The sequence below is a fragment of the Ruegeria atlantica genome (assembly GCF_013032455.1).
Classification (GTDB): Bacteria; Pseudomonadota; Alphaproteobacteria; order Rhodobacterales; family Rhodobacteraceae; genus Ruegeria; species Ruegeria atlantica_B.
Genome location: NZ_WQCF01000001.1, coordinates 361,656 through 382,365 on the forward strand (window position 1 = coordinate 361,656; position 20,710 = coordinate 382,365).

Below are 20,710 nucleotides of genomic sequence, written 5' to 3' on the forward strand. Positions count from 1 at the left end.
TGCGTCTCCTTAAAACCCAACCTGATCGCCGCCTTTAAGTGCGAGCCGTGCGCGCGCCTCGGCGGGAGTCGCGACCGTAAGGCCAAGGTTTTCAACGATTGATCGGATGCGTGTGACTTGTTCCGCGTTGGATTTTGCCAACTCACCCTTGCCGATGAACAGGCTGTCTTCGAGACCCACCCGCAAGTTACCACCCCGCATGGCACTTTGGGTCGCGAAAGGCATTTGGTGACGTCCTGCGGCAAGGACCGACCATTCGAAATTCTCTGCTCCGAACAGCTTATCGGCTGTGTTGTGCATGTGGGTCAGATGGTCGGCATCTGCGCCAACGCCACCCAAGATGCCAAATACCATCTGAATGAAGAATGGCGGTTTGATCAGTCCCTGATCCACGAACCATTTGACGTTATAGAGATGGCCAAGATCATAGCATTCGAACTCGAACTTGGTGCCATGATCGCCACCAAGTTTTTCGATGGCATAACGAATTGTTTTGAAGGTGTTGGGAAAGATGAAATCTTCTGTCATCTCCAGAAATGGCTGTTCCCAATCGTGCTGAAACTGAGTGTATTTCTGCAGCATCGGAAAGATGCCAAAGTTCATGGATCCCATGTTGAGCGATGCCATCTCTGGGCTGGTAGACGTCGCCGCCAGCAGCCGTTCATCCATCGACATTCCCAAGCCACCGCCGGTAGAGACATTCATCACAACATCGGTGGACTGCTTGATTACAGGCAGGAATTGCTTGAACAGCTCAGGTCGTGGGTCGGGTTTTCCGGTTTCCGGGTGCCGCGCGTGTAAGTGGATGATCGAAGCACCTGCTTGTGCCGCTTCAATACTGGCCGTCGCGATCTCGGCTGGCGTAATCGGCAGGTGAGGTGACATCGATGGTGTATGGATGCCCCCCGTTGGCGCGCAGGTGATGATGACAGGCTTGGGCATCAGAGCTTCATCTGCTGCACTTGTGCAGACAGCCCTCCATCCAAAACCCACAACTGACCGGAAGCATACCGCGCTTCGTCCGAAGCAAGCCAGTTGACCAGATTTGCAATATCCTCGGGCGTCCCGTAGGTGCGCATCGGATGAACATCGCGCACGGCCTGTTGCAGTGTCTCAATGTTGCCACCGCCTCCGCCAGATCCATCGCCGTTGAAGAAGCTCTGCAACATTGGAGTGTCGATATAGCCGGGGCAAATGGCGTTCACACGGATACCTTCAGGGCCATGATCGCAAGCCATTGCGCGGGTCAAAGCATGTACCGCCCCCTTGGTTGCGCAATAAGCCGCAAGCCCTGGATCGGCAATGAATCCGTCATATGACCCGAAGTTAATAAGGCTTGCGCTGTTCCCCGATTTCGCTGCTTCGCGCATCAACGGAATGGCGTATTTCGAAGTCAGAAAAGTACCCGTGGAATTAACCGCAAAACTTAGGTTCCACTCCTCCAGAGTGGTTTCTTCTACCGTTTTTTCGATCTCGATCCCGGCCGCGTTCACTAGGATGTCCAGTTTGCCGTGTGCCACGCGCACATGATCCATTGCGGCTATCGCGTCTGCCTCTTGCGTCACATCCAGTTTAACAAAATGACTGCCATCATCGTCGTGCTGATCTAACGACCCCTCCGGTGTAAGGTCCGCGGAAAACACCGTCGCGCCTTCCCTCAGGAACCGCGCGACAATCGCGCGCCCGATACCTCCGCGCGCGCCAGTCACAAGGGCGATTTTTCCGTTCAGCATCATCGGCTTCAGTCCTTCAAAGGCGGGTAGCGATAGCGGCTTGCGGCCACGGTCCAATCCATATTGTTGCGTACATACTGCCGGCTTGCGTCAGACGGCGGGTTGTAGTCCCAAGGCTCGCTGGCACCTGCCTCCATCGCGGCATGCAACGCGCGGCGCGATTTCTGCGTGGCAATTATTTTGTTGCGCAAATCACTGCCGTCCCAACGCTCGGCAACTTCGGTAGCGAAAAGGGTTGCCGCGTCGGCATAGTCAGGATCCGCAGCGATATTTCTCGTTTCCATCGGGTCGGCGCTTAGGTCGTAGAGCTGAGGCGGGTCGCTATCGCAATGAATATACTTCAATGGACCGCGCCGGATCATGATCACGGGGTAGCCCGTCATCTCGGCACAATACTCAGCGATGGCTTCGTTGTCTGGGTCCTCTTCGCCCCGCGCCAAGGGCATAAGACTGCGACCGTCGATCGGCTCTCCGATCATCGTCTTATCACCGCCACCAATGTCGATAAATGTCGGCAGCAGATCGACAAGCGACACAGCGTTCTGCGCGGCCCCAACTGCAATGCCTGGGCCAGCCATGACCAGCGGAACGCGTGCGGAGTGCTCGAAGAAGTTCATTTTGTACCACAGCCCACGCTCGCCCAGCATGTCGCCGTGATCCGCAGTGACAATCACAATGGTGTTGTCCAACTCTCCGGTCTCTTCAAGGGCTTGAACCAGCTCTCCGATTTTACTGTCGAAGTAGCTGACGTTGGCCAGATAAGCATGTCGCGCACGCCGTATCTCTTCCTCACTGAGTGGCACATAAGACGCTTCGATCCCATCCATCAAACGGCGGGAGAACGGGTCCTGATCCTCCAGCGCGGGCACGAACGCGGGCATCTCGATGTCATCGTCCGCATACAGGTTCCACCATTCTGGTCGGGCCACATATGGATCGTGCGGGTGAATGAAGCTTGCCACCATCGCAAAAGGCGCATCGTTGCCGTGTGCTTTGTCACGGGCTGCATCGAACAACCAACGTTTGGCGGCAAAGGCAACTTCGTCGTCATAGTCGATCTGGAATGTCGCATGGGCCAAACCGCTTTCCTTGACCGTTTGCATATTGTGGTACCACTTATCAATTCGCTCGTCAGGAGCTTCCCAATCCGGGGTCCACGCGAAATCTGCGGGGTAAATATCGGTCGTCACCCTGTCTTCGAACCCATGCATCTGATCCGGGCCAACGAAATGCATCTTGCCCGAAAGGCAGGTCCGATAGCCTAACAATTTGAGGTAGTGCGCAAATGTTGGGACCGATGCCTTGAACTCGGATGCATTGTCATAAGCTGCGATGCGGCTGATGTGCTGGCCTGACATAAAGGCAAACCGTGAAGGCGCACAAAGTGGAGAATTGCAGTAAGCCGCATCAAAGCGCATGCCGCGTGCGGCCAAAGCATCCAGGTGCGGTGTCTTGGCGATCTTGTGCCCATAGGCCCCTGTGAAATGCGGCGCCAATTGGTCCGCCATGATCACAAGGATGTTTGGCCGCGTCACGCAGCACCTTTTGCGTAAGCGTCCAGGACAAGGCCATGGAAGTGATGCACGGCGTGCTCGGACTTGCCGGACCCATCCGGGTCATTGACGATCCTACCCTGGGTGAACGCAGGTGTGTTCATCCCACGCTGCACACTTTCGACGAGTCTGATGTCTTCGACCTGAAGAACTTCGTCCAGATAACGAATGGCATCCAACTCCATCGCGTCAGGTTCCGGCGTTTCAAGGAAGAAGTCATAGGTTTCAAGCGTCCGATCTGGCCCAACAGGGATGATGTTCAACACGATCATGCTGGACCGTCCCGGATACCGCATGAGGCAGGTGGTAGGATAGAGCCACCAAACAGCATGGGTTTTTACAGTGGCATTCGACACATCATAGGCGGTATTAGGGCTGTTGCCTGCGTCAGCCATATGGCTTGAGTAGATGCCGTAGGTTGTGACCTTGTAGGTATCCATATCCACGAGGTCGCAGAAGTCTTTGTGCGCCGTGGGGCAGTGATAACACTCTAGGAAATTGTCCACGACGTTCTTCCAGTTAGACTTGATGTCATAGGTCAGACGGTGGCCAAAAGTAAGCTGATCCACATCTGGTGCCCAATGCCGCACCTCGGTTTCCAAATTTCCCGATTGCTCTGACAATGAGGTTGCCGTCGGATCCAAATTGACGAAAACAAAGCCGCAAAACTCTTCGACCTGCACTTCGTCGAGGCAAATCTCGTCTTTGTTGAAGTCTTCGAGGTTTTCAGTATGTGGCGCACGCGCCAATTGCCCGTCAAGCTTATAGACCCAAGCATGATAGGGGCACATAATCCGTGTGGTATTGCCTTCGCCCGATAGCAGCTCATGAGCACGGTGTTTACAAACGTTGTAAAAGGCCCGAAGCTTACCCTCTTTGTCACGCACAACCGCAATAGGTTGACCGGCAATATCCACAGTTACAAAGGACCCCGGCTCACGTGTTTTCTCGACATGACACACCCATTGCCAAGTCTTAGAGAGAATGGAGCGAAGGTCAGCGTCAAACCACTGTTCCTCAGTGTAAGCTGCAGCCTGCAATGAGCTAGAGCGCGATGGATCAACGTGGTAGCCAAAGGAAATTGTTTCTGAATCGGTCATGCTGCCCCTCCCAGGTAGGGCTAAACCTATTTCAAGTGCGATCCAGGGCTATGCTTAATCAGCCGCTGATTTGATTATTTTCGCCAACCAATTGGCTTTCGGGGTCTTCGCGTTGATCTAACGAGGGTGCTGTCAGACAAATTTGAAACAGTATAAGCTTGGCCACTATGGCTTACCTTTATACCGCACAAAGATCGCGACACTCGGTTAGAACAGCGGACGGCGTCAGCTTGAAAACATCTTAACTGGGGAGAGATCGCTCCTGTTGAAGTAGTTGTAGACAAAGGAATGAACGGAGGCGAATTTCTGGAAAATTCATGTACGCCTGAACAACAGCGCAAGTCCCCGAAATGATAGGGCAAACTCGAAGGTCTGCGTCAACGTCTCACGATAAACTGAATGGATGGCGGAGAGACAGGGATTCGAACCCTGGAGACGGTTTCCCGCCTACACACTTTCCAGGCGTGCGCCTTCGACCACTCGGCCACCTCTCCGTAGGCGCGATATGTGAACCATCGCCGGAGGATTTGCAAGGGGCGATTAAAGCGATTTTCAACCTTCCTCAACCGCGCTACAAACACGGTTAATACTCATCTCCTCCCCCGTCACCCAGATCGGCCTCTGTCATATCAACAGGTTTGGAAGAAGGAGATTTCTCCGTCTTTTCTGAAGGTTCCGGCTCTGACTTCTGTGTGGGGGCTTGTCCCTGCAATGCCTCGGGGTTTCGTAGCCAAACATCGCGCTGCGCGAACGGGATCTCAATTCCAGCGTCAGCAAACCGGCGGTTGATCTCGTGGTTCATGTCGGACTTCACCGACAGCACCCAGTTCACATCGCGCAGGATGGCGCGGATCTCGAAATCCAACGAATCCGCACCAAAGCCCTGAAACACCACGCTGGGGGCTGGGTTGGCCAGAACCATTGGATGGGCGTTGGCAACCTCGCCCAAAATCTTTTCTACCACACGTGTATCAGTACCGTAGGCAACGCCCACTGGCACGATGACCCGCCCAATGGTGTTGCCGCGCGTATAGTTCGTCACTACACCACTGATCAGGTCCGAATTGGGTACGATCACATCTGTCCGATCAAACGTCTCAATCCGCGTAGACCGTACCGAGATGTCGCGCACATAGCCCATCATCCCGTTTACATCGATCCAGTCACCCTTCGAAATCGGCCGCTCAACCAACAGAATGATGCCCGATACAAAGTTCGACACGATGGTTTGCAGACCAAACCCAATACCGACCGACAGTGCACCGGCGACAATGGCCAGCGACGAAAGGTCAAACCCGGCCACCACAATGGCCACCAGCGCGGCCAAGAATATTCCTACATAGCCAGTGCCCGCCGCAATCGCGTTCTGTCCACCCGGATCTATGCTGGTTTTAGGTAGCAAAGAGTTTCGTAAACCGCTCTGCAGCACGCGCGTTAGGCCGTAGCCAATCAGGAACACAACCACGAATGTGAAGAAGTTGCTGGGCGAGATCGTGACGCCCCCGATATCGAACCCCAACAGAAGCCGCGACCAGGCTTCGCGCAAATCCGTCTCACGCGCGCCCCAGTAAAGCGCAAGGATCGGCAAGGCCAGAATTGCGAGGGTAAAGCCCACCAGCACAGAAAACAACGAGTCCCAGACAGCTTCGCCTTGCCCGGTGATCCACCCATAGACCTGAGTGATGAAACGTTGAAAAATCACCAAACCGGCAATTAGGACAAGCGTTTTCACAGCAGGAAATACAATTGCCTCAGCAGCATTCGTATAACCAAACAACGCCAGGGCGGGGGTCGTTAGACCCAGAATAAACAGGGCGCGGCGCAGAAACTCGACGAGCTGACTAAATCCTGCCGCCCGTGTTGTACCAGTTGGGTCCGGCGCGTCCTGCTGGATTTCTTTGGTTCGAATATGCCGCACCCTAAGCAGCAGCAACGCTGTGACCACGATCACAGGGAAACTGACAACAGCACGGGTGGAATCCGAGATGTTTTCGATTTGCTCGAACAGGATCGCCAGCTCGTGCAATATCAGCATCAAGGCCAGAAGATCGATGTAAACGCGCAGCTCTTTGATTTTGGCGGCAGACAGCCGTTTGAAGCCTTGTGCCTTACCAATCAAATAGATCTGACGTCCGATCCAATCGTAAAAAAAGATTATCGCCGCCCAATATGGGACTTGTTCCAACAGCAATGCGCCACGCAAACCTAGAACTCCGGTCAGACGAATAGCCGCGACAGCCGCCAAAACACCAAGCCAAGGCAGAATGATACGCAAAAGCGATATAACGAACGTCCAAACCCCGGTTCCGGACCCACCTAAAAGCCGAAGGTAGTCGCCGCCCTGCTCCGACCACCGTCGGCCAAACACCAGCAAAACTGCAGAAATGACAGCCAGAACAAAGATACCCAATCCGCGATCGCGAATCCGCTCGTGGACAACATCGGTGTGCAGATTTTCCGCAACCTCATTTACCAGACTGCGAAAGGCTTCCGTCACGTCTACCCAAGCTGGTCTCCAATAGGCTGGATTGACCGGAGAGGGCCCACGTTCCATCAGCTCCCTCGTCTGGCGGTGCCGGATGATTTGGTCAATTTCACTAATAAGACCGTTGGCGCGGCTGAAAGCTTCTTCCGAAATTATACGAGGAACACGCAAGCTATTGAGCTGTTCCTCTAGATGCGTCCGGATTTTGGCAATGTCTTCCGGTTCTGTCGCATCTCCTTCGGGCTTTGGGCCAAGCGCCTTGATTTGACCTTCAAGTGTTTGAATTCGGTCAGTGTTTGCACCGCGGGCCCTGCTAAAGTCCTCACGGTAGCCGTTAATCTCGGAACGCAGGTTTTCCAACGCAGCGTTTGAGGCACGGTTCGCCTCGATAACCGCTTCGGCGCGGTTCGCCGTACTAAGCCAGCCCTGATAGTATTCGCTTTGCCTATCTGTCAGTTGCGCAGCCGCAGGGCCGCCCAGCATGGCAAAACAAACCAATAAGAGCGCTAGAAACAGGCGAACCTGCCGCAGCATCATACGTCCTCGAATACGCCGGGAATGCTGCGCGGGGCCTCGGTCATCCAATCCGGAACCGGCAGTTCCTTTTCGCGCAGGAATTCAGGGTTGAACAGCTTGGACTGATAGCGTGTGCCATAGTCGCACAGGATGGTAACGATGGTATGGCCTGGCCCCAGATCCTTGGCCAGGCGCACGGCGCCCGCCATGTTGATCGCGGTCGAACCGCCCATAACCAAACCCTCCTCGCGTAGAAGATCGAAGATGTATGGCAGCGCTTCGTTATCGGTCATCTGATACGCGTAATCAGGCTTGAACCCTTCGAGGTTCTTGGTGATGCGCACCTGACCAATACCTTCCGCGATCGAGCTGCCCTCCATCGCGATCTCACCGGTGGTGTAGTAGGAATAGAGCCCCGCCCCCATCGGATCGACCAGAGCGATCTTTACCCCTTTGGGCTGCAGCGCGTCGGCCACACCGGCCAGTGTCCCGCCCGAACCTACGGCGCTGACAAAGCCATCGACCTTGCCGCCTGTCTGCTCCCAGATTTCAGGGCCTGTGGTTTCGACATGAGCCTGACGGTTGGCGACGTTGTCAAACTGGTTCGCCCAGATCGCCCCATTGGGTTCGGTCTGCGCCAGTTCTTCGGCCAGACGGCGCGAGTAATGAACGAAGTTGTTCGGGTTGCGGTATGGCGCCGCAGGTACCTGCACCAGTTGAGCGCCAGCTAGGCGCAGCATGTCCTTCTTTTCTTCCGACTGGGTTTCCGGGATCACGATCACGGTTTTGAACCCCATCGACGCACCAACAAGTGCAAGGCCAATCCCCGTATTGCCAGCCGTACCCTCGACAATGGTGCCGCCGGGTTTCAGCTCGCCGCGTGCGATGGCGTCGCGAATGATATAAAGCGCCGCGCGATCCTTGACCGATTGCCCCGGATTCATGAACTCGGCCTTGCCGAGAATCTCGCATCCGGTCTCTTCACTGATGCGCTTTAACCGGATCAGCGGTGTTTTCCCGACTGCGTCGGCAAGGTCTCGTGCAATGCGCATGGCGCCCTCATTTCATTACGTCCCATCGAAGATTTACAGATGCCGTGCGACAACCACAAGCGGCGATCCTTAACCGCGCAAGCGATCACGGTGCCGGGCCAGCCAATTGGCCAGCAACAACAGCGGCAAATCTTTGAATTCGTTGTTGTCTGCCTTCTGCATGAAGGTGTCGAAAGGCATAATTTGGGTTCGAATATCCTCTCCCTCGGACGCCAAACCCCCATTGTCGATCGTCCGCACAAGATCACCCAGACCTACATAGAGATAGACATACTCAGTTGACGACCCGCTCGAGGAATAGGCCCCACCCGCATATTCCAGAGAGTCCAGCGTCACATGCGCCTCTTCCAGCGCTTCGCGATAGGCAGTCTGCTCGGGTGTTTCACCGGGGTCGATCATGCCTGCCACGGGTTCCCACATCCAGGGCTCTGGGTCATCAATCAGAAAAACCGGCGCTCGAAACTGCTCGACCAACAGCACGGCATCGCGCACAGGGTCATAAGGCAGAACGACGACAGCGGCCCCCTGCATCAACCCGCTGCGGTTTAGAACCGGACCCATCGTGCCATCATGCTGACGATGCTGCACCTCAAGCTCTTCTACGCCGAAATAGTTAATATAAGCACGTTTGTGGCTTTGGACGATAACATCCTTTTCCGTGTCGCGCGGGTCATCAGTCCGGCGCTTGCGCGCGGCCAGCTTAGCCCATGCACGGGTTCGGATCGGTGAAAAGTTTCGCGCAATCGCGGAAGCGTCGACCTTACCGTAATAGGCCATCTCTTCCTGAGCAGCGAGGACCACCACCTCGGCCCACTCACGGACCCAATCCCCCAATAACCACAGCTTATCCGGAGACCAAAGACCGGGTTCAGGATAGAATACGCGAGCCTCAGAGCGGGTGCCGTCTTCCTGCTCGACAATCTGCGGACTTAGGTCGTATTCAAACCCACCCTCATAATAGGCCAGCCGCTTCAGATCTTCGGCGCCCAATCCTTGCACCAACACGCCTTCAGCGTTGCTGCCCTTTTCCTCCACTATCATTGGAAATGCCTCTGCCTTCACACCATAGACAGCGTGATCAGGCAGGCTGGCCCGAGAAAACTCCAAATGTGACAAAGTACGGCCAAGCACACATTCCAGCAAGGGTAAATGCCGGAGGGTGCCGTAAAAGAACAAATCGGACACTAGAGCGAAACTCGATTTAAATCAGGTGATTTACCGCCAACGGCGGTTAGCCTCTTCGGCTGCAAGCCCTGCGATAAGAGCTCCTATCGCCAAAGTCCACAGAATTTCAGATGTCAGTAGAAGTTTGCTGTATTCCACGCTGAGCTGGAAAATTGAAATAAGAGCCTCGAACGGGCCGTCATAACGGTGGCGCATGGCCAGTCGGAACATCTCATAGCAGCCTTGTGTGAACAGGCACCAGAACACGGTCGCCGCCATGCCAGTCAAACCATTATTGACCGCAGCGGTCCAACCGCGGCCAACACGCTTGCCCATAACCTTCCAGCCACATGCGAAACCAATCAACATGTTGACGTAGGTAAACCAGCCATAGTCCTTTCCTTCTTCCCCATTGTTGATAATCATGGATGAGACGAGAAACGCCACGACCAGCAGACAAATAGCAGCAACGAGACGCGGAGCAGTAGGCATACGGTATTTCCGTTTGTTAACTGGGTTTTGCTATAGTGATCTGTGTCACATCGCAGTTGCCAGTGTCAAAGGCTGCTCCGCATGCGGTCAAATAATAGTTCCACATGCGGCGGAAACGCTCATCAAAGCCCAGTTCGGAAATTTCGTCCCATTTGTCGTTGAACGTATCGTACCAACGACGCAGGGTCAGATCGTAACTTTTGCCGAATTCACGTGATTTCACCACATTCAATCCTGCATCGGTCACCTGCTGTTTCAGGACCGAAGGCGCCGGAAGCATTCCGCCCGGAAAGATATATTTCTGAATGAAATCAACGCCATTTTTGTAGATATCCCAACGATGATCTGCGACGGTGATAATTTGCAGCGTGGCTTGAGCACCCGGTTTCAGACGATCACGGACCGTTTCGAAATAGACAGGCCAGTACTTTTGGCCCACGGCCTCGAACATCTCGATCGAGGCAATGCCGTCATATTGACCTCTTTCGTCACGGTAATCTTGTAATTTGAACTCAACAAGATCAGAAAGTCCTGCATTTTCAATTCTCTGCTTGGCAAAGTTCAACTGCTCTTGACTGATTGTAAGACCTGTGACCCGAAGGCCACGCTCTTTCGCGGCATATTCCGCGAAGCCACCCCAGCCACAACCGATTTCAAGGATATGATCTCCGGGCTTTGCACCCATCTCGTCAACAAGGCTTGCGTATTTCGCGGTTTGAGCCTTTTCCAGACTTTCCTGCCCGGTCTCGAACAGAGCGCTGGAATAGGTCATCGTATCGTCCAGCCACAAGCCGTAAAAATCATTCCCCAAATCATAGTGATACGAGATGTTCTTTTTGGCCTGCCGTCGGTGGTTGCGGTGCAGCCAAAAGCGCAAACGCTCGTAGGCTTGAACCAGAAACTTGCCGGTGAAATCGTCATACACGGTCTCGGTGCCCAGATGCACCAAATCCATGAATGAGCGCAGGTCAGGCGTACTCCAGTCCCCTTCCAGGTAAGCGTCAGAAAAACCCAACTCTCCTTCACGGACCAGGCGCGCAAAGACGTCTGGGTCATGTATATCAACCCGCGCCACTGGCCCGGGCTTGGCACCTTCAGATCGGAACACGCGACCGTCCGGCAACGCTATGTCCAACCTGCCGGACTCCATCCGGTTCAGCATCTTGAAGACCTGAGCAAAATATCTGGGCAGGTCTTTTTGCCCTTCGGTTGTTGTAAGGATCATCCGCCCTCCCCTTTGCGGCCTCAGTTCAAAGCTAGGCCGAGTTTGTGTTTCTGGCAAGTTTTCAGTTCCTTACCCGGTTTTTCGACCTTCATAAGCCGCCAACGCCCGCGCGCGACCTGTGGCCAATTCGACCACCGGATTGGGGTACCCCGCTTTGGGGTCAAGCGCCCACGAACGTGGTATAGCCTGGAAATAGGCCAGTGCTGTTGCAGGCGGGTCGGCCTGCCCTTCGGCGATCCATCGCTTTACGTAGATTGCATCTGGATCGAATTTCTCTCGCTGCGTGTCAGGATTGAATATGCGAAAGAACGGTGAGGCGTCAGGACCGGAACCTGCCACCCACTGCCAACCCATCGCATTTGCAGCCGGGTCCCAGTCAATCAGGCACTCAGAAAACCAGTCCATTCCGATTTTCCAGTGCGTCATCAAATGTTTGGTCAAATAGCTCGCTACGATCATGCGGGCGCGATTGTGCATCCGCCCCGTTACGTACATTTCGCGCAATCCGGCATCGACCGCGGGTATTCCTGTGCGGGCCTGACGCCAGGCGATCACCTCGGGCTGCCTAACATCAGTTTGCCATGGGAACGCATCCCATTCCGGCTTCCAATTTCCATGCAACAGTTGCGGGCTGTGATACATCAAGTGATAGGCAAACTCGCGCCAGACCATTTGGCGCAAGAATGCATCTGTCCCCCGCACGCCATTCATCGCCGCCCGCTGGACCGCGTGCCAGATACAGCGTGGACCTAATTCGCCTATCGAAAGGTACTCTGACAGGCCCGAAGTGCTGTCCAAATCCAGACGATCCCGATTGCCCGAATAGTCTTGAATCCGGTCCAGAAACCGATGCAGAGCCTCGAAGGCGGCATTCTCTCCTGGTCGCACAAACGGCGTGACAACCGCCGCGCCCCGGTTCATTGCCGCACCCAGGTTCCACGTCTTTAAATATTCTGAAGATGGCCATTTTGACGGTGCCTTAAATGGCGGCACTGGTTCGGGCGCGGGAACTTCACGCCCCTGCACCGCCCGCCACATCGGAGTAAAAACCCGGAAAGGATGGCCCGCCTTAGTGGCGACGGTCCATGGCTCGAACAGCAGGTGACCCGCAAAGGATCTGGCCTCAACCCCCTGATCTTGCAAAGCAGATTTAATGCGAGTGTCACGCGCTAAGGCGTCAGGATCATACGCGCGTGACCAATATACGGCGGTTGCACCGGTCTCAGCGATCAACTCCTGAAGTACGTCCAGAGCCTCGCCGCGCCGTAGGATCAAGCGGTTGCCATTCCGCTCTAGCGATTTCGCAAAGACCTCAAGGCCCAGCCCCAGACGCCATTTCGGCGCTGCTCCCAGGGTAAGAGTTAGGTCGTCTAAGATGAAGACCGGCAGGATGGGGCGGCCAGTTCGGGCCGCTGCGCTCAACGCTGGATGGTCCGACAGGCGCAAGTCCCGACGGAACCAGAGAATGATCGGAGATTGCTTGCTTTCCATGTCCGCCCGGCTGTTTTAGTCACATTACGACGCCGGACGGAAACCGGATCACAAAACGGCGTCAAGTGCGTTCAATAACTGATCAATTTCCTGCTGAGAGGTATAGTGCGTAAAGCTGACCCGAAGAACGCCCTGTTTCAGATCAACTCCCATCGCCTGCAACGGGCGCACGGCGTAAAAATCTCCGCCTTCAGCCATAATCCCGTGTTCGACAAGATCGGCAGCTACCGCAGCGGTGCTCCGGTTCAAGGCGAGAGCCACGGTCGGCGCGCGCCGCGCAGCATCCGACGTGCCAATCAGACGGACTGCGTTGCGGTCTTTGACTGCATCCAGCACAGGTTGCAACAGAGCAATCTCTCGCACACGCATCAGCTCATGCACAAATGCACCGCGCGCAGTCGGGTCGCCTTGGGGGCCGTTATGGTGATCCGACAGCATATCGACGTAATCCGCCATTCCAGCGCAGGCCGCGACCTGAGCGTGATCCGGTCCGGCAGGAGTGAAGCGTCTATACAGATCGTCACCATTAAAAAAATGACCCTGGTTCGGCAGCAGCTCTCCCAAGGCCCGACGGATCACCATGCAGCCCTGATGGGGGCCGTAGGTTTTGTAGGCTGAAAACAAATAGATATCAGGTCCCAGATCACCAACATTCGGAAAGCCATGCGGCGCGTATGAAACACCGTCGACGCAAACAAACGCCCCAGCCGCATGGGCAATGGCAGTGATTTCGGTGACGGGATTGATCTCTCCGATCACGTTCGAGCAATGAGGAAAACAGACCAGGCGGACCTTCTCGTCCAGCAGGTTCTCAAGATCCGCCGGATTCAATGATCCGGTTTCCGGGTCGATCTGCCACTCACGGATTTCGATGCCGTCCTCAGCCAGTCGCCGCCATGGGCCGGAGTTGGCTTCGTGATCCTGATTGGTAACGATGATCGCCTCACCCGGCTGCATCCACTGCCGGAACGCCTGCGCCAGAACATAGGTGTTCTGCGTGGTCGATGGCCCAAAGCTCAGCTCATCGGTATCAACGCCTAGAATCGCGGCCATTCGGGCGCGGGCCTCGTCCATCTCTTCGCCCGCCAGGCGGCTGGCATCGTAGGGGGCATAGGGCTGTACTTTGCGTTGGGTGTAATAGCGCGACAGACGGTCTATCACCGGCTGACAGGTATAAGACCCACCAGCGTTCTCAAAAAACGCCTGCCCTTGCAGACTGGGTTCGGAAAAGGCCGGGAACTGCGACCGAACAAAATTGATATCCAGGGTGCTCATGGCACGTGCCTCCTTGATCATGCTCGTAAATCCAAGAGGTGCCCGAGCATGATTTCGGAACCCTCAGAAATCATGGCAGGTCTTCCAGCCCAGCCGACACCTATGGGTGTCCGCAGCCCCGCGTCGCGCAGGAACGGCGCTAAATTGCCCAGAGCCCTTCGTTTCGTCAAGAACACAACCGTTCCTGACATAAAAAAAGCCGGGCTCGATAGCCCGGCGTTGAAAACTCGTGGACGTCGGCTTAGCCCTGAACCTTGGTATAGGTCCCCTCGCCCGCCAGAATGCCGCGGAAACCGCCGGGTTCGTCCAGCCCGAAGACGATTAGTGGCAGGTTGTTGTCGCGTGCCAGCGCAATGGCCGAGGCATCCATAACGCGCAGCCGCTTGGCCAGCACGTCATCATATGTAACCGTGTCATAACGCACCGCGTCCGCGTGCTCTTTTGGGTCTTTGTCATAGACGCCATCCACGCCGTTCTTGCCCATAAAGATTGCCTCACACGCCATTTCGTTGGCACGCAGGGTCGCGGCGGTGTCGGTCGTAAAATAAGGGTTTCCTGTTCCGGCGGCAAAAATGCAAACCCGTTTCTTTTCAAGGTGTCGGACGGCACGACGGCGGATATACGGCTCGCACACCTCATCCATACGAATGGCCGAGATGACACGGGTAAACACCCCGACTTCTTCCAGAGCTGATTGCATCCCCAGCGCGTTCATCACCGTGGCCAGCATACCCATATAGTCAGCGGTCGTCCGTTCCATCCCCTGAGCCGAGCCACTAAGACCACGGAAGATGTTGCCACCACCAATGACCATGCAGATCTCGACGCCCAGATCGTGCACCGATTTGACCTCTTGCGCAATGCGCTGAACCGTGGGTGGATGCAGGCCAAACCCCTGATCCCCCATCAACGCCTCACCCGAGATCTTCAGCATCACTCGGCTGTACTTTGTCTTGGGGGCTTCGATCGTTTCGACTGTCGGGGAAAGGCTCATGTTGCGCTCCGGGCTGGCACGGGTTTATTTTCCGGCGCAAAATGAAGCAAAAACTCCGCGGGTTCAATGCGGATGGTGAGAATTGAGGCACCCTGGATGGCTAATAACGACAGTTCGCAGATTTGGGACCGCCTGCCACCCATCCCCGATGACAAACCAGTTTTGATTGCTGGTCCGACGGCCTCGGGCAAATCCGCGCTTGCCTTGCAAATCGCCGAGACTTTCGGCGGCGTGATCGTCAACGCCGATGCCAGTCAGGTCTATGATTGCTGGCGGGTGATCTCTGCCCGACCATCAATCGAAGAAGAGGCCCGTGCGTCGCATCTTCTTTATGGCCATATCGCCTATGATCAGAACTATTCCACCGGACACTGGCTGCGCGAAGTGACCCCCCTGTTGTCAGGTGACAAGCGCCCCATCATCGTTGGCGGCACCGGCCTGTATTTCTCGGCCCTGACCGAAGGAATGGCCGACATCCCCGCCACACCGCCTGCAATCCGGGCCAAAGCGGATCAATTGGAATTGTCTACTCTTATCGAAGGCGTTGACGCGGAAACACTCAGCCGGATTGACATTCAGAACCGCGCCCGCGTTCAGCGCGCATGGGAGGTGCAGAAGGCCACCGGGCGCAGCTTACGCGATTGGCAGGCCGAGACGCCTCCTCCTATTTTGGATATTGCGGACGCGGTTCCAATCGTTTTTGACACGGAAAAACAATGGCTTCTGGATCGCATCACACGCCGGCTCGATCAGATGTTGGACACCGGCGCGTTGGACGAGGTTGAGGCAATGCGGGACCTCTATGACCCGTCTCTACCAGCATTCAAAGCCATCGGCGTACCCGAGTTGATGGCCTATTTAGACGGCCGCCTGTCTCTTGATGCTGCCAAGGAGCGCGCGACAATTGCCACCCGGCAATTCGCCAAACGGCAACGAACATGGTTTCGCGCACGAATGCAAAAATGGAATCGCATTGATTTCTCAGCGTGATACGTACGCCACTTTGAGTCTCTGCCAAACTGGCAAACCATCTGACGATTCCCAATCACACCCTTTTGGCCTGTTTACGACAGTATACAATGGCGAAATCAGCCCAACACACCCAATTGAAGCTTTAAGCACACCCCAAGCATGTCGCTTTTGTGCCATGAATGTCGATTTCACGCATTGACCTAACCCAGTTTCTGGGGCCGAATAGCTATATGGGGATGATTAGCATTCAGCTCGACTTTCACGAACTTGCCGACCGGTGTCAGACGGTCTGAGCGGTTCTACCACTCTTCATAAAAAATGTGTCACAGGGAGAGACATTCATGAAACATCAAACACTCACCGGAGCACCGGTTCATTGGGCGGCAGAAATGCACGCTCAGGAATGTCGCGACGGCAAGCTCAGCCGACGCGAGTTCATCGCTCGCGCAACCGCGTTGGGTGTTGCTGTTCCGACTGCCTACAGCATGATCGGCCTGCAATCACCGGCAGCAGCACAGGAACCGCCTCGCGGCGGCACAATCCGCTATCAGATGGAGGTTCGCGCCCTCAAGGATCCGCGTACCTATGACTGGACCCAGATTGCCACATTCACGGCGGGCTGGCTGGAATATCTGGTCGAATACAACAATGACGGTTCCTTCAAGCCCATGCTGCTGGAAAGCTGGGAAGCCAACGATAACGCAACCGAGTACACACTTAACGTTCGCAAGGGCGTAAAGTGGAACAACGGCGATGATTTCACCGCCGAAGACGTTGCGCGCAACATCACCGCTTGGTGTGATGCAACGGTCGAAGGCAATTCGATGGCTGCGCGTATGGCCTCGTTGGCGGATGCGACAACGCAAAAGGCAGCCGATGGCGCGATCACAGTAGTCGACAGTCACACCGTGAAGCTAAAGTGTAACGCCCCGGACATCACGATAATCCCTGGTATGGCCGATTACCCGGCAGCCATTGTACACAGCAGCTTTGATGCCAATGACATGCTGGGCAACCCGATCGGCACCGGTTTCATGATACCAGAAAGCCACGAAGTTGGAGTGAAAGGCGTACTGGTCCGCAATGAAGGCTTCGATTGGTGGGGTTACGAGGCCGGCAAAGGAGGCTACATCGACCGGATCGAGTTCATTGACTACGGCACAGATCCAGCCGCCTTCCTGGCTGCGTATGAGGCCGAAGAAATCGACATGAACTGGGAATCGGTTGGCGAATTCGTCGATATCTTTGATGGCATCGGCCTTGTCCGTTCGGAAATCCCGTCGGGCTTTACCATCGTCATCCGTCCCAACCAACTGGCCGAAGACGGCAACGGCAACAAGATCTATGGCGACAAGCGGGTCCGTCAGGCCTTGGCTATGGCCGTTGACAACGAAGTTTGTCTGGAGCTGGGTATGTCGGGCTACGGCATTCCTGCGGACAACTGCCATGTTGGCCCGATGCACCCCGAGCATGACTCGGCCGTGACACGCATCCCGTACGATCCTGCAGGCGCCAAAGCACTGATGGACGAAGCGGGCATGGGTGACTTTGAGCACGAAGTTCAGTCGATCGATGACGACTGGCGTCGGAACACAACGGCGGCTGTGGTTGCTCAGTTGAACGACGCTGGCATCAAGGCCAAGCATACCGTACTGCCAGGATCGACATTCTGGAATGACTGGACCAAATATGCGTTCTCGTCGACCAACTGGAACCACCGCCCATTGGGCACACAGGTTCTGGCGCTGGCCTATAAGTCAGGTGTCGCATGGAATGAATCAGGCTTTGCCAATGAAGAGTTCGACGCCCTGCTGGCCGAAGCAAACTCGATCGCCGATGTCGACAAACGCCGCGAGGTGATGGCTAAACTGCAAGCGATTATGATCGAAGAAGGCGTTACAATTCAGCCCTACTGGCGGACAGCGATGCGTCATCACCGCGAAAATATGGTGGGTGTCGAAAAGCACATCGCGGACCTGCCGCAGCTTTACAAGTTCGGCATTTTGTCCTGAGCCAACTATAACACAAGGCCGCGCCGCATTGGCGCGGCCTTTTCGTCCGGACTGCGGCGACCATAAAACAGCTATGCGTGAAGCCAAACAAAATTCACGCCAGCCTACCAACAGGGGCTAACATGGGACTATTTATCCTAAGACGCGTGGGCATCATGCTTATGACAGCATTGTGCCTTACATTTTTAGTCTTTTTCCTCACCAACCTTTATCCAAACCTCGAAAAGCTCGCGAAAACGCAGGGCAACTTTCGGATGTCGGATGAGCAGGTCGAGAGTTTTCTGGAAAAGAACGGATACTTACAGCCAATGCCGATCAAATACGGTGAATGGCTGGGGATTCTGCCTTCCTTCCGATATGAGAACGAAGATGGCACTGTTCAGGGCAGATGCATTTTGCCTGGTCAATCGGCAGAAGAGGCCCCCAATTTCTGTGGTATTCTACAAGGTTATTGGGGCTACTCTACTGTTTTCAAAGAGGAAGTATCGAAGGTTGTGGGCAATCGCTTAGCCCTGACCGGCAGGCTCATGTTCTGGGTTATGTTGCTGATGGTCCCTTCAGCCCTGATACTGGGCATTCTTGCGGGGATGAAAGAAGGCTCTGCCACCGACCGAACACTGTCGACTTTTGCCATCACAACGACGGCGACACCCGAATATGTGTCCGGCGTTATCTTCATCGCAATATTCACTTCTTCTGCTGTTGGACTAAAGTGGTTCAAGGGCACGGCGACGCAGGCTATGGATAACCCGACCTTCGAGAACTTCTTCCTGCCGGTGCTTACCATCGCGCTTTATGGCATGGGCTATATCGCCCGGATGACCCGCGCCTCAATGACCGAGGTGATGACGGCACAGTATATCCGCACTGCCCGCCTGAAGGGTGTTTCATTCCCGAACATCGTCATGAAACACGCGCTGCGAAATGCACTGATCGCGCCCTTTACCGTCATCATGCTGCAGTTCCCATGGCTGCTGAACGGCGTGGTGATCGTCGAGACCCTGTTCAACTACAAAGGCTTTGGCTGGGCACTGGTTCAGGCGGCGGGCAACAACGACATACAGCTGTTGCTGGCGATTTCGGTCGTGTCGGTCTTTGTGGTGCTGGTGACGCAGCTGATCTCGGATATTGGCTATGTCTACCTCAACCCGCGCATCCGCATTTCTTAAGGAGGGATAGATTATGGAACCACTTACCTGGACCGGCTCTATCGCCTTCCTGAACCCGCTGTTGATGGTCGCAATCGCCGCCCTTCTGGTGTCCATCGTGATCTGGATTGTCGGAAGCATCGTGCTGCCAGAGGCACCGATGAGCGTCAATCTGGATGGAACCCTCAGTTCAGGCTCAGGCCTGCGTGGACTGACGCAAAAGGCGCTTCGCTATAGCTTTACCGCAACTGTCGCCCTCGCGTTGGCCTATATCGTGCTTGGTATCTTATTGGGGACTGGCGCAGGGATCATCGGTGCGATTTCGCGGCAGTTTCTGCCTGTCTGGCTCTCAATGATCATCCTGTATGCTATGTCCATCGCCTTCAAGCGGCGTCTGGGTTTGTATGGCAAACTATTCGACAGCCCCATAGGCATGATCGGCTTTGGTCTTGTCATGTTCTGGGTTTTCACAGGCGTCTTTGGTGCGCTGGACCTGATCATCACCCATGACCCGCTGTCGCAGGTGTCGGGGATGAAAAACAAGCTTCCAGGGACACCGCTGCCCAGCCCGGAAGAAGGGGAGTACACTTGGTATCTGCTGGGGGGTGATAACCTTGCGCGCGACGTGTTCAGCCGTATGGTCAAAGGCGCATGGATCGTGGTGCAGATTGCGCCACTTGCCACGTTGTTCGCCTTTATGGTCGGGATCACTCTGGGCCTGCCCGCCGGTTACTATGGCGGTCGTCTGGATACGTTCCTGTCCTTCCTTGCCAACCTGATCCTCGCCTTCCCGGTGATCCTGCTGTTCTATCTGCTGGTCACACCGGAAATCGTGGCGACTGGCGTGCCGAACTATATGGCGGCGGTGCTGTTTGTCTTTCCGATCCTGTTCATCGGCGTTTTGTTGAATTCGCGCTATTACACGCGACCGACATTTCGCACACCGCTGTTGATCGGGGTTCTGGGTGTTGCGATCTGGCTGTACCTGTCGCTGATCTCGACTGGCGGCTATATCATCAATACCAATAGCTACCGCATCTGGGGTCTGCCGACCTATCTGGACCTGTTCAACATTCCAGGTGGTATTCTCGTGGTGTTCGTCTCGGTGGTTTTCGTGAATTCACCCACAGTGTTCCGCATCGTGCGGGGGCTGGCACTGGACATCAAGACACGTGACTACGTGGCTGCAGCGCAGACCCGTGGCGAGGGCCCATGGTACATCATGCTGTGGGAGATCCTGCCCAACGCCCGTGGGCCGCTGATCGTCGATTTCTGTCTGCGGATTGGCTACACCACCATCCTTTTGGGAACCTTGGGCTTCTTTGGCCTTGGACTGCCGCCGGAAAGCCCGGACTGGGGTTCGACGATCAACGAGGGGCGCAAGCTGCTGTCGATCTATCTGCACCCGGCCCTGCCACCTGCGCTGGCGCTGTTGTCACTTGTTCTTGGTTTGAACCTGCTGGCTGACGGTCTGCGTGAAGAAAGTCTGAAGGATTGA

The 20,710-nt window shown here is 55.3% G+C and carries 16 protein-coding genes and 1 tRNA gene; 4 read left to right on the plus strand and 13 right to left on the minus strand.

Features of this window, described 5'->3' with window-relative positions; translation table 11 throughout:
• Nucleotides 1–9 precede the first annotated feature (9 nt).
• From GOW93_RS01815 to pyrH, 13 genes are all read right to left on the minus strand, one after another.
• Nucleotides 10–942, minus strand: coding sequence for a 3-keto-5-aminohexanoate cleavage protein (locus tag GOW93_RS01815; protein ID WP_170381356.1), 933 nt, complete (start codon nt 940–942; stop codon nt 10–12).
• A complete protein-coding gene (locus GOW93_RS01820) occupies nt 942–1,736 on the minus strand; it encodes an SDR family NAD(P)-dependent oxidoreductase (RefSeq protein ID WP_170381357.1) in 795 nt (264 codons plus the stop codon). The genes GOW93_RS01815 and GOW93_RS01820 overlap by 1 nt, the downstream gene beginning before the upstream one ends.
• Nucleotides 1,737–1,741: 5 nt before the next feature.
• On the minus strand, nt 1,742–3,268 hold the full coding sequence (gene betC / locus GOW93_RS01825; protein ID WP_174819532.1) for a choline-sulfatase: 1,527 nt from the start codon (nt 3,266–3,268) through the stop codon (nt 1,742–1,744).
• Nucleotides 3,265–4,386: an aromatic ring-hydroxylating oxygenase subunit alpha gene (locus tag GOW93_RS01830; protein WP_170381358.1), complete on the minus strand. Its 1,122-nt coding sequence runs from the start codon at nt 4,384–4,386 to the stop codon at nt 3,265–3,267. Before GOW93_RS01830 ends, betC begins: the two co-directional genes overlap by 4 nt.
• Nucleotides 4,387–4,790: 404 nt before the next feature.
• A tRNA-Ser gene (locus GOW93_RS01835) sits at nt 4,791–4,880 on the minus strand.
• 89 nt (nt 4,881–4,969) lie between these two features.
• On the minus strand, nt 4,970–7,405 hold the full coding sequence (locus GOW93_RS01840; RefSeq protein ID WP_170381359.1) for a DUF3772 domain-containing protein: 2,436 nt from the start codon (nt 7,403–7,405) through the stop codon (nt 4,970–4,972).
• Nucleotides 7,405–8,439 (minus strand): cysteine synthase A, encoded by a 1,035-nt coding sequence (locus tag GOW93_RS01845; protein WP_170381360.1) that lies wholly within the window; start codon nt 8,437–8,439, stop codon nt 7,405–7,407. Before GOW93_RS01845 ends, GOW93_RS01840 begins: the two co-directional genes overlap by 1 nt.
• Nucleotides 8,440–8,508: 69 nt before the next feature.
• The gene (locus tag GOW93_RS01850; protein WP_170381361.1) at nt 8,509–9,624 is read right to left on the minus strand and encodes an NUDIX domain-containing protein; all 1,116 of its coding nucleotides are present in this window, start codon (nt 9,622–9,624) and stop codon (nt 8,509–8,511) included.
• Nucleotides 9,625–9,654: 30 nt separating this feature from the next.
• Nucleotides 9,655–10,095, minus strand: coding sequence for a TrgA family protein (locus GOW93_RS01855; RefSeq protein WP_170381362.1), 441 nt, complete (start codon nt 10,093–10,095; stop codon nt 9,655–9,657).
• Nucleotides 10,096–10,111: 16 nt separating this feature from the next.
• Nucleotides 10,112–11,320: an SAM-dependent methyltransferase gene (locus tag GOW93_RS01860; protein WP_170381363.1), complete on the minus strand. Its 1,209-nt coding sequence runs from the start codon at nt 11,318–11,320 to the stop codon at nt 10,112–10,114.
• Between the two features lie 69 nt (nt 11,321–11,389).
• The gene (locus GOW93_RS01865; RefSeq protein ID WP_170381364.1) at nt 11,390–12,811 is read right to left on the minus strand and encodes a cryptochrome/photolyase family protein; all 1,422 of its coding nucleotides are present in this window, start codon (nt 12,809–12,811) and stop codon (nt 11,390–11,392) included.
• A gap of 48 nt (nt 12,812–12,859) precedes the next feature.
• Nucleotides 12,860–14,086, minus strand: coding sequence for an aminotransferase class V-fold PLP-dependent enzyme (locus GOW93_RS01870; protein WP_170381365.1), 1,227 nt, complete (start codon nt 14,084–14,086; stop codon nt 12,860–12,862).
• A 241-nt stretch (nt 14,087–14,327) separates the two neighbouring features.
• Nucleotides 14,328–15,080 carry a UMP kinase gene (gene pyrH / locus GOW93_RS01875; RefSeq protein ID WP_170381366.1) on the minus strand — a complete coding sequence of 251 codons (753 nt, stop codon included), beginning with the start codon at nt 15,078–15,080 and terminating at the stop codon, nt 14,328–14,330.
• Nucleotides 15,081–15,176: 96 nt separating this feature from the next.
• Here pyrH and miaA point away from each other — a divergent pair, with 96 nt between their 5' ends.
• From miaA to GOW93_RS01895, 4 genes are all read left to right on the plus strand, one after another.
• A complete protein-coding gene (gene miaA, locus GOW93_RS01880; RefSeq protein WP_170381367.1) occupies nt 15,177–16,070 on the plus strand; it encodes a tRNA (adenosine(37)-N6)-dimethylallyltransferase MiaA in 894 nt (297 codons plus the stop codon).
• Nucleotides 16,071–16,393: 323 nt separating this feature from the next.
• Nucleotides 16,394–18,064 carry an ABC transporter substrate-binding protein gene (locus tag GOW93_RS01885; protein WP_170381368.1) on the plus strand — a complete coding sequence of 557 codons (1,671 nt, stop codon included), beginning with the start codon at nt 16,394–16,396 and terminating at the stop codon, nt 18,062–18,064.
• Nucleotides 18,065–18,186: 122 nt separating this feature from the next.
• Nucleotides 18,187–19,233, plus strand: a complete 1,047-nt coding sequence (locus GOW93_RS01890; RefSeq protein ID WP_170381369.1) for an ABC transporter permease — start codon at nt 18,187–18,189, stop codon at nt 19,231–19,233.
• 13 nt (nt 19,234–19,246) lie between these two features.
• The gene (locus GOW93_RS01895; RefSeq protein WP_170381370.1) at nt 19,247–20,710 is read left to right on the plus strand and encodes an ABC transporter permease; all 1,464 of its coding nucleotides are present in this window, start codon (nt 19,247–19,249) and stop codon (nt 20,708–20,710) included.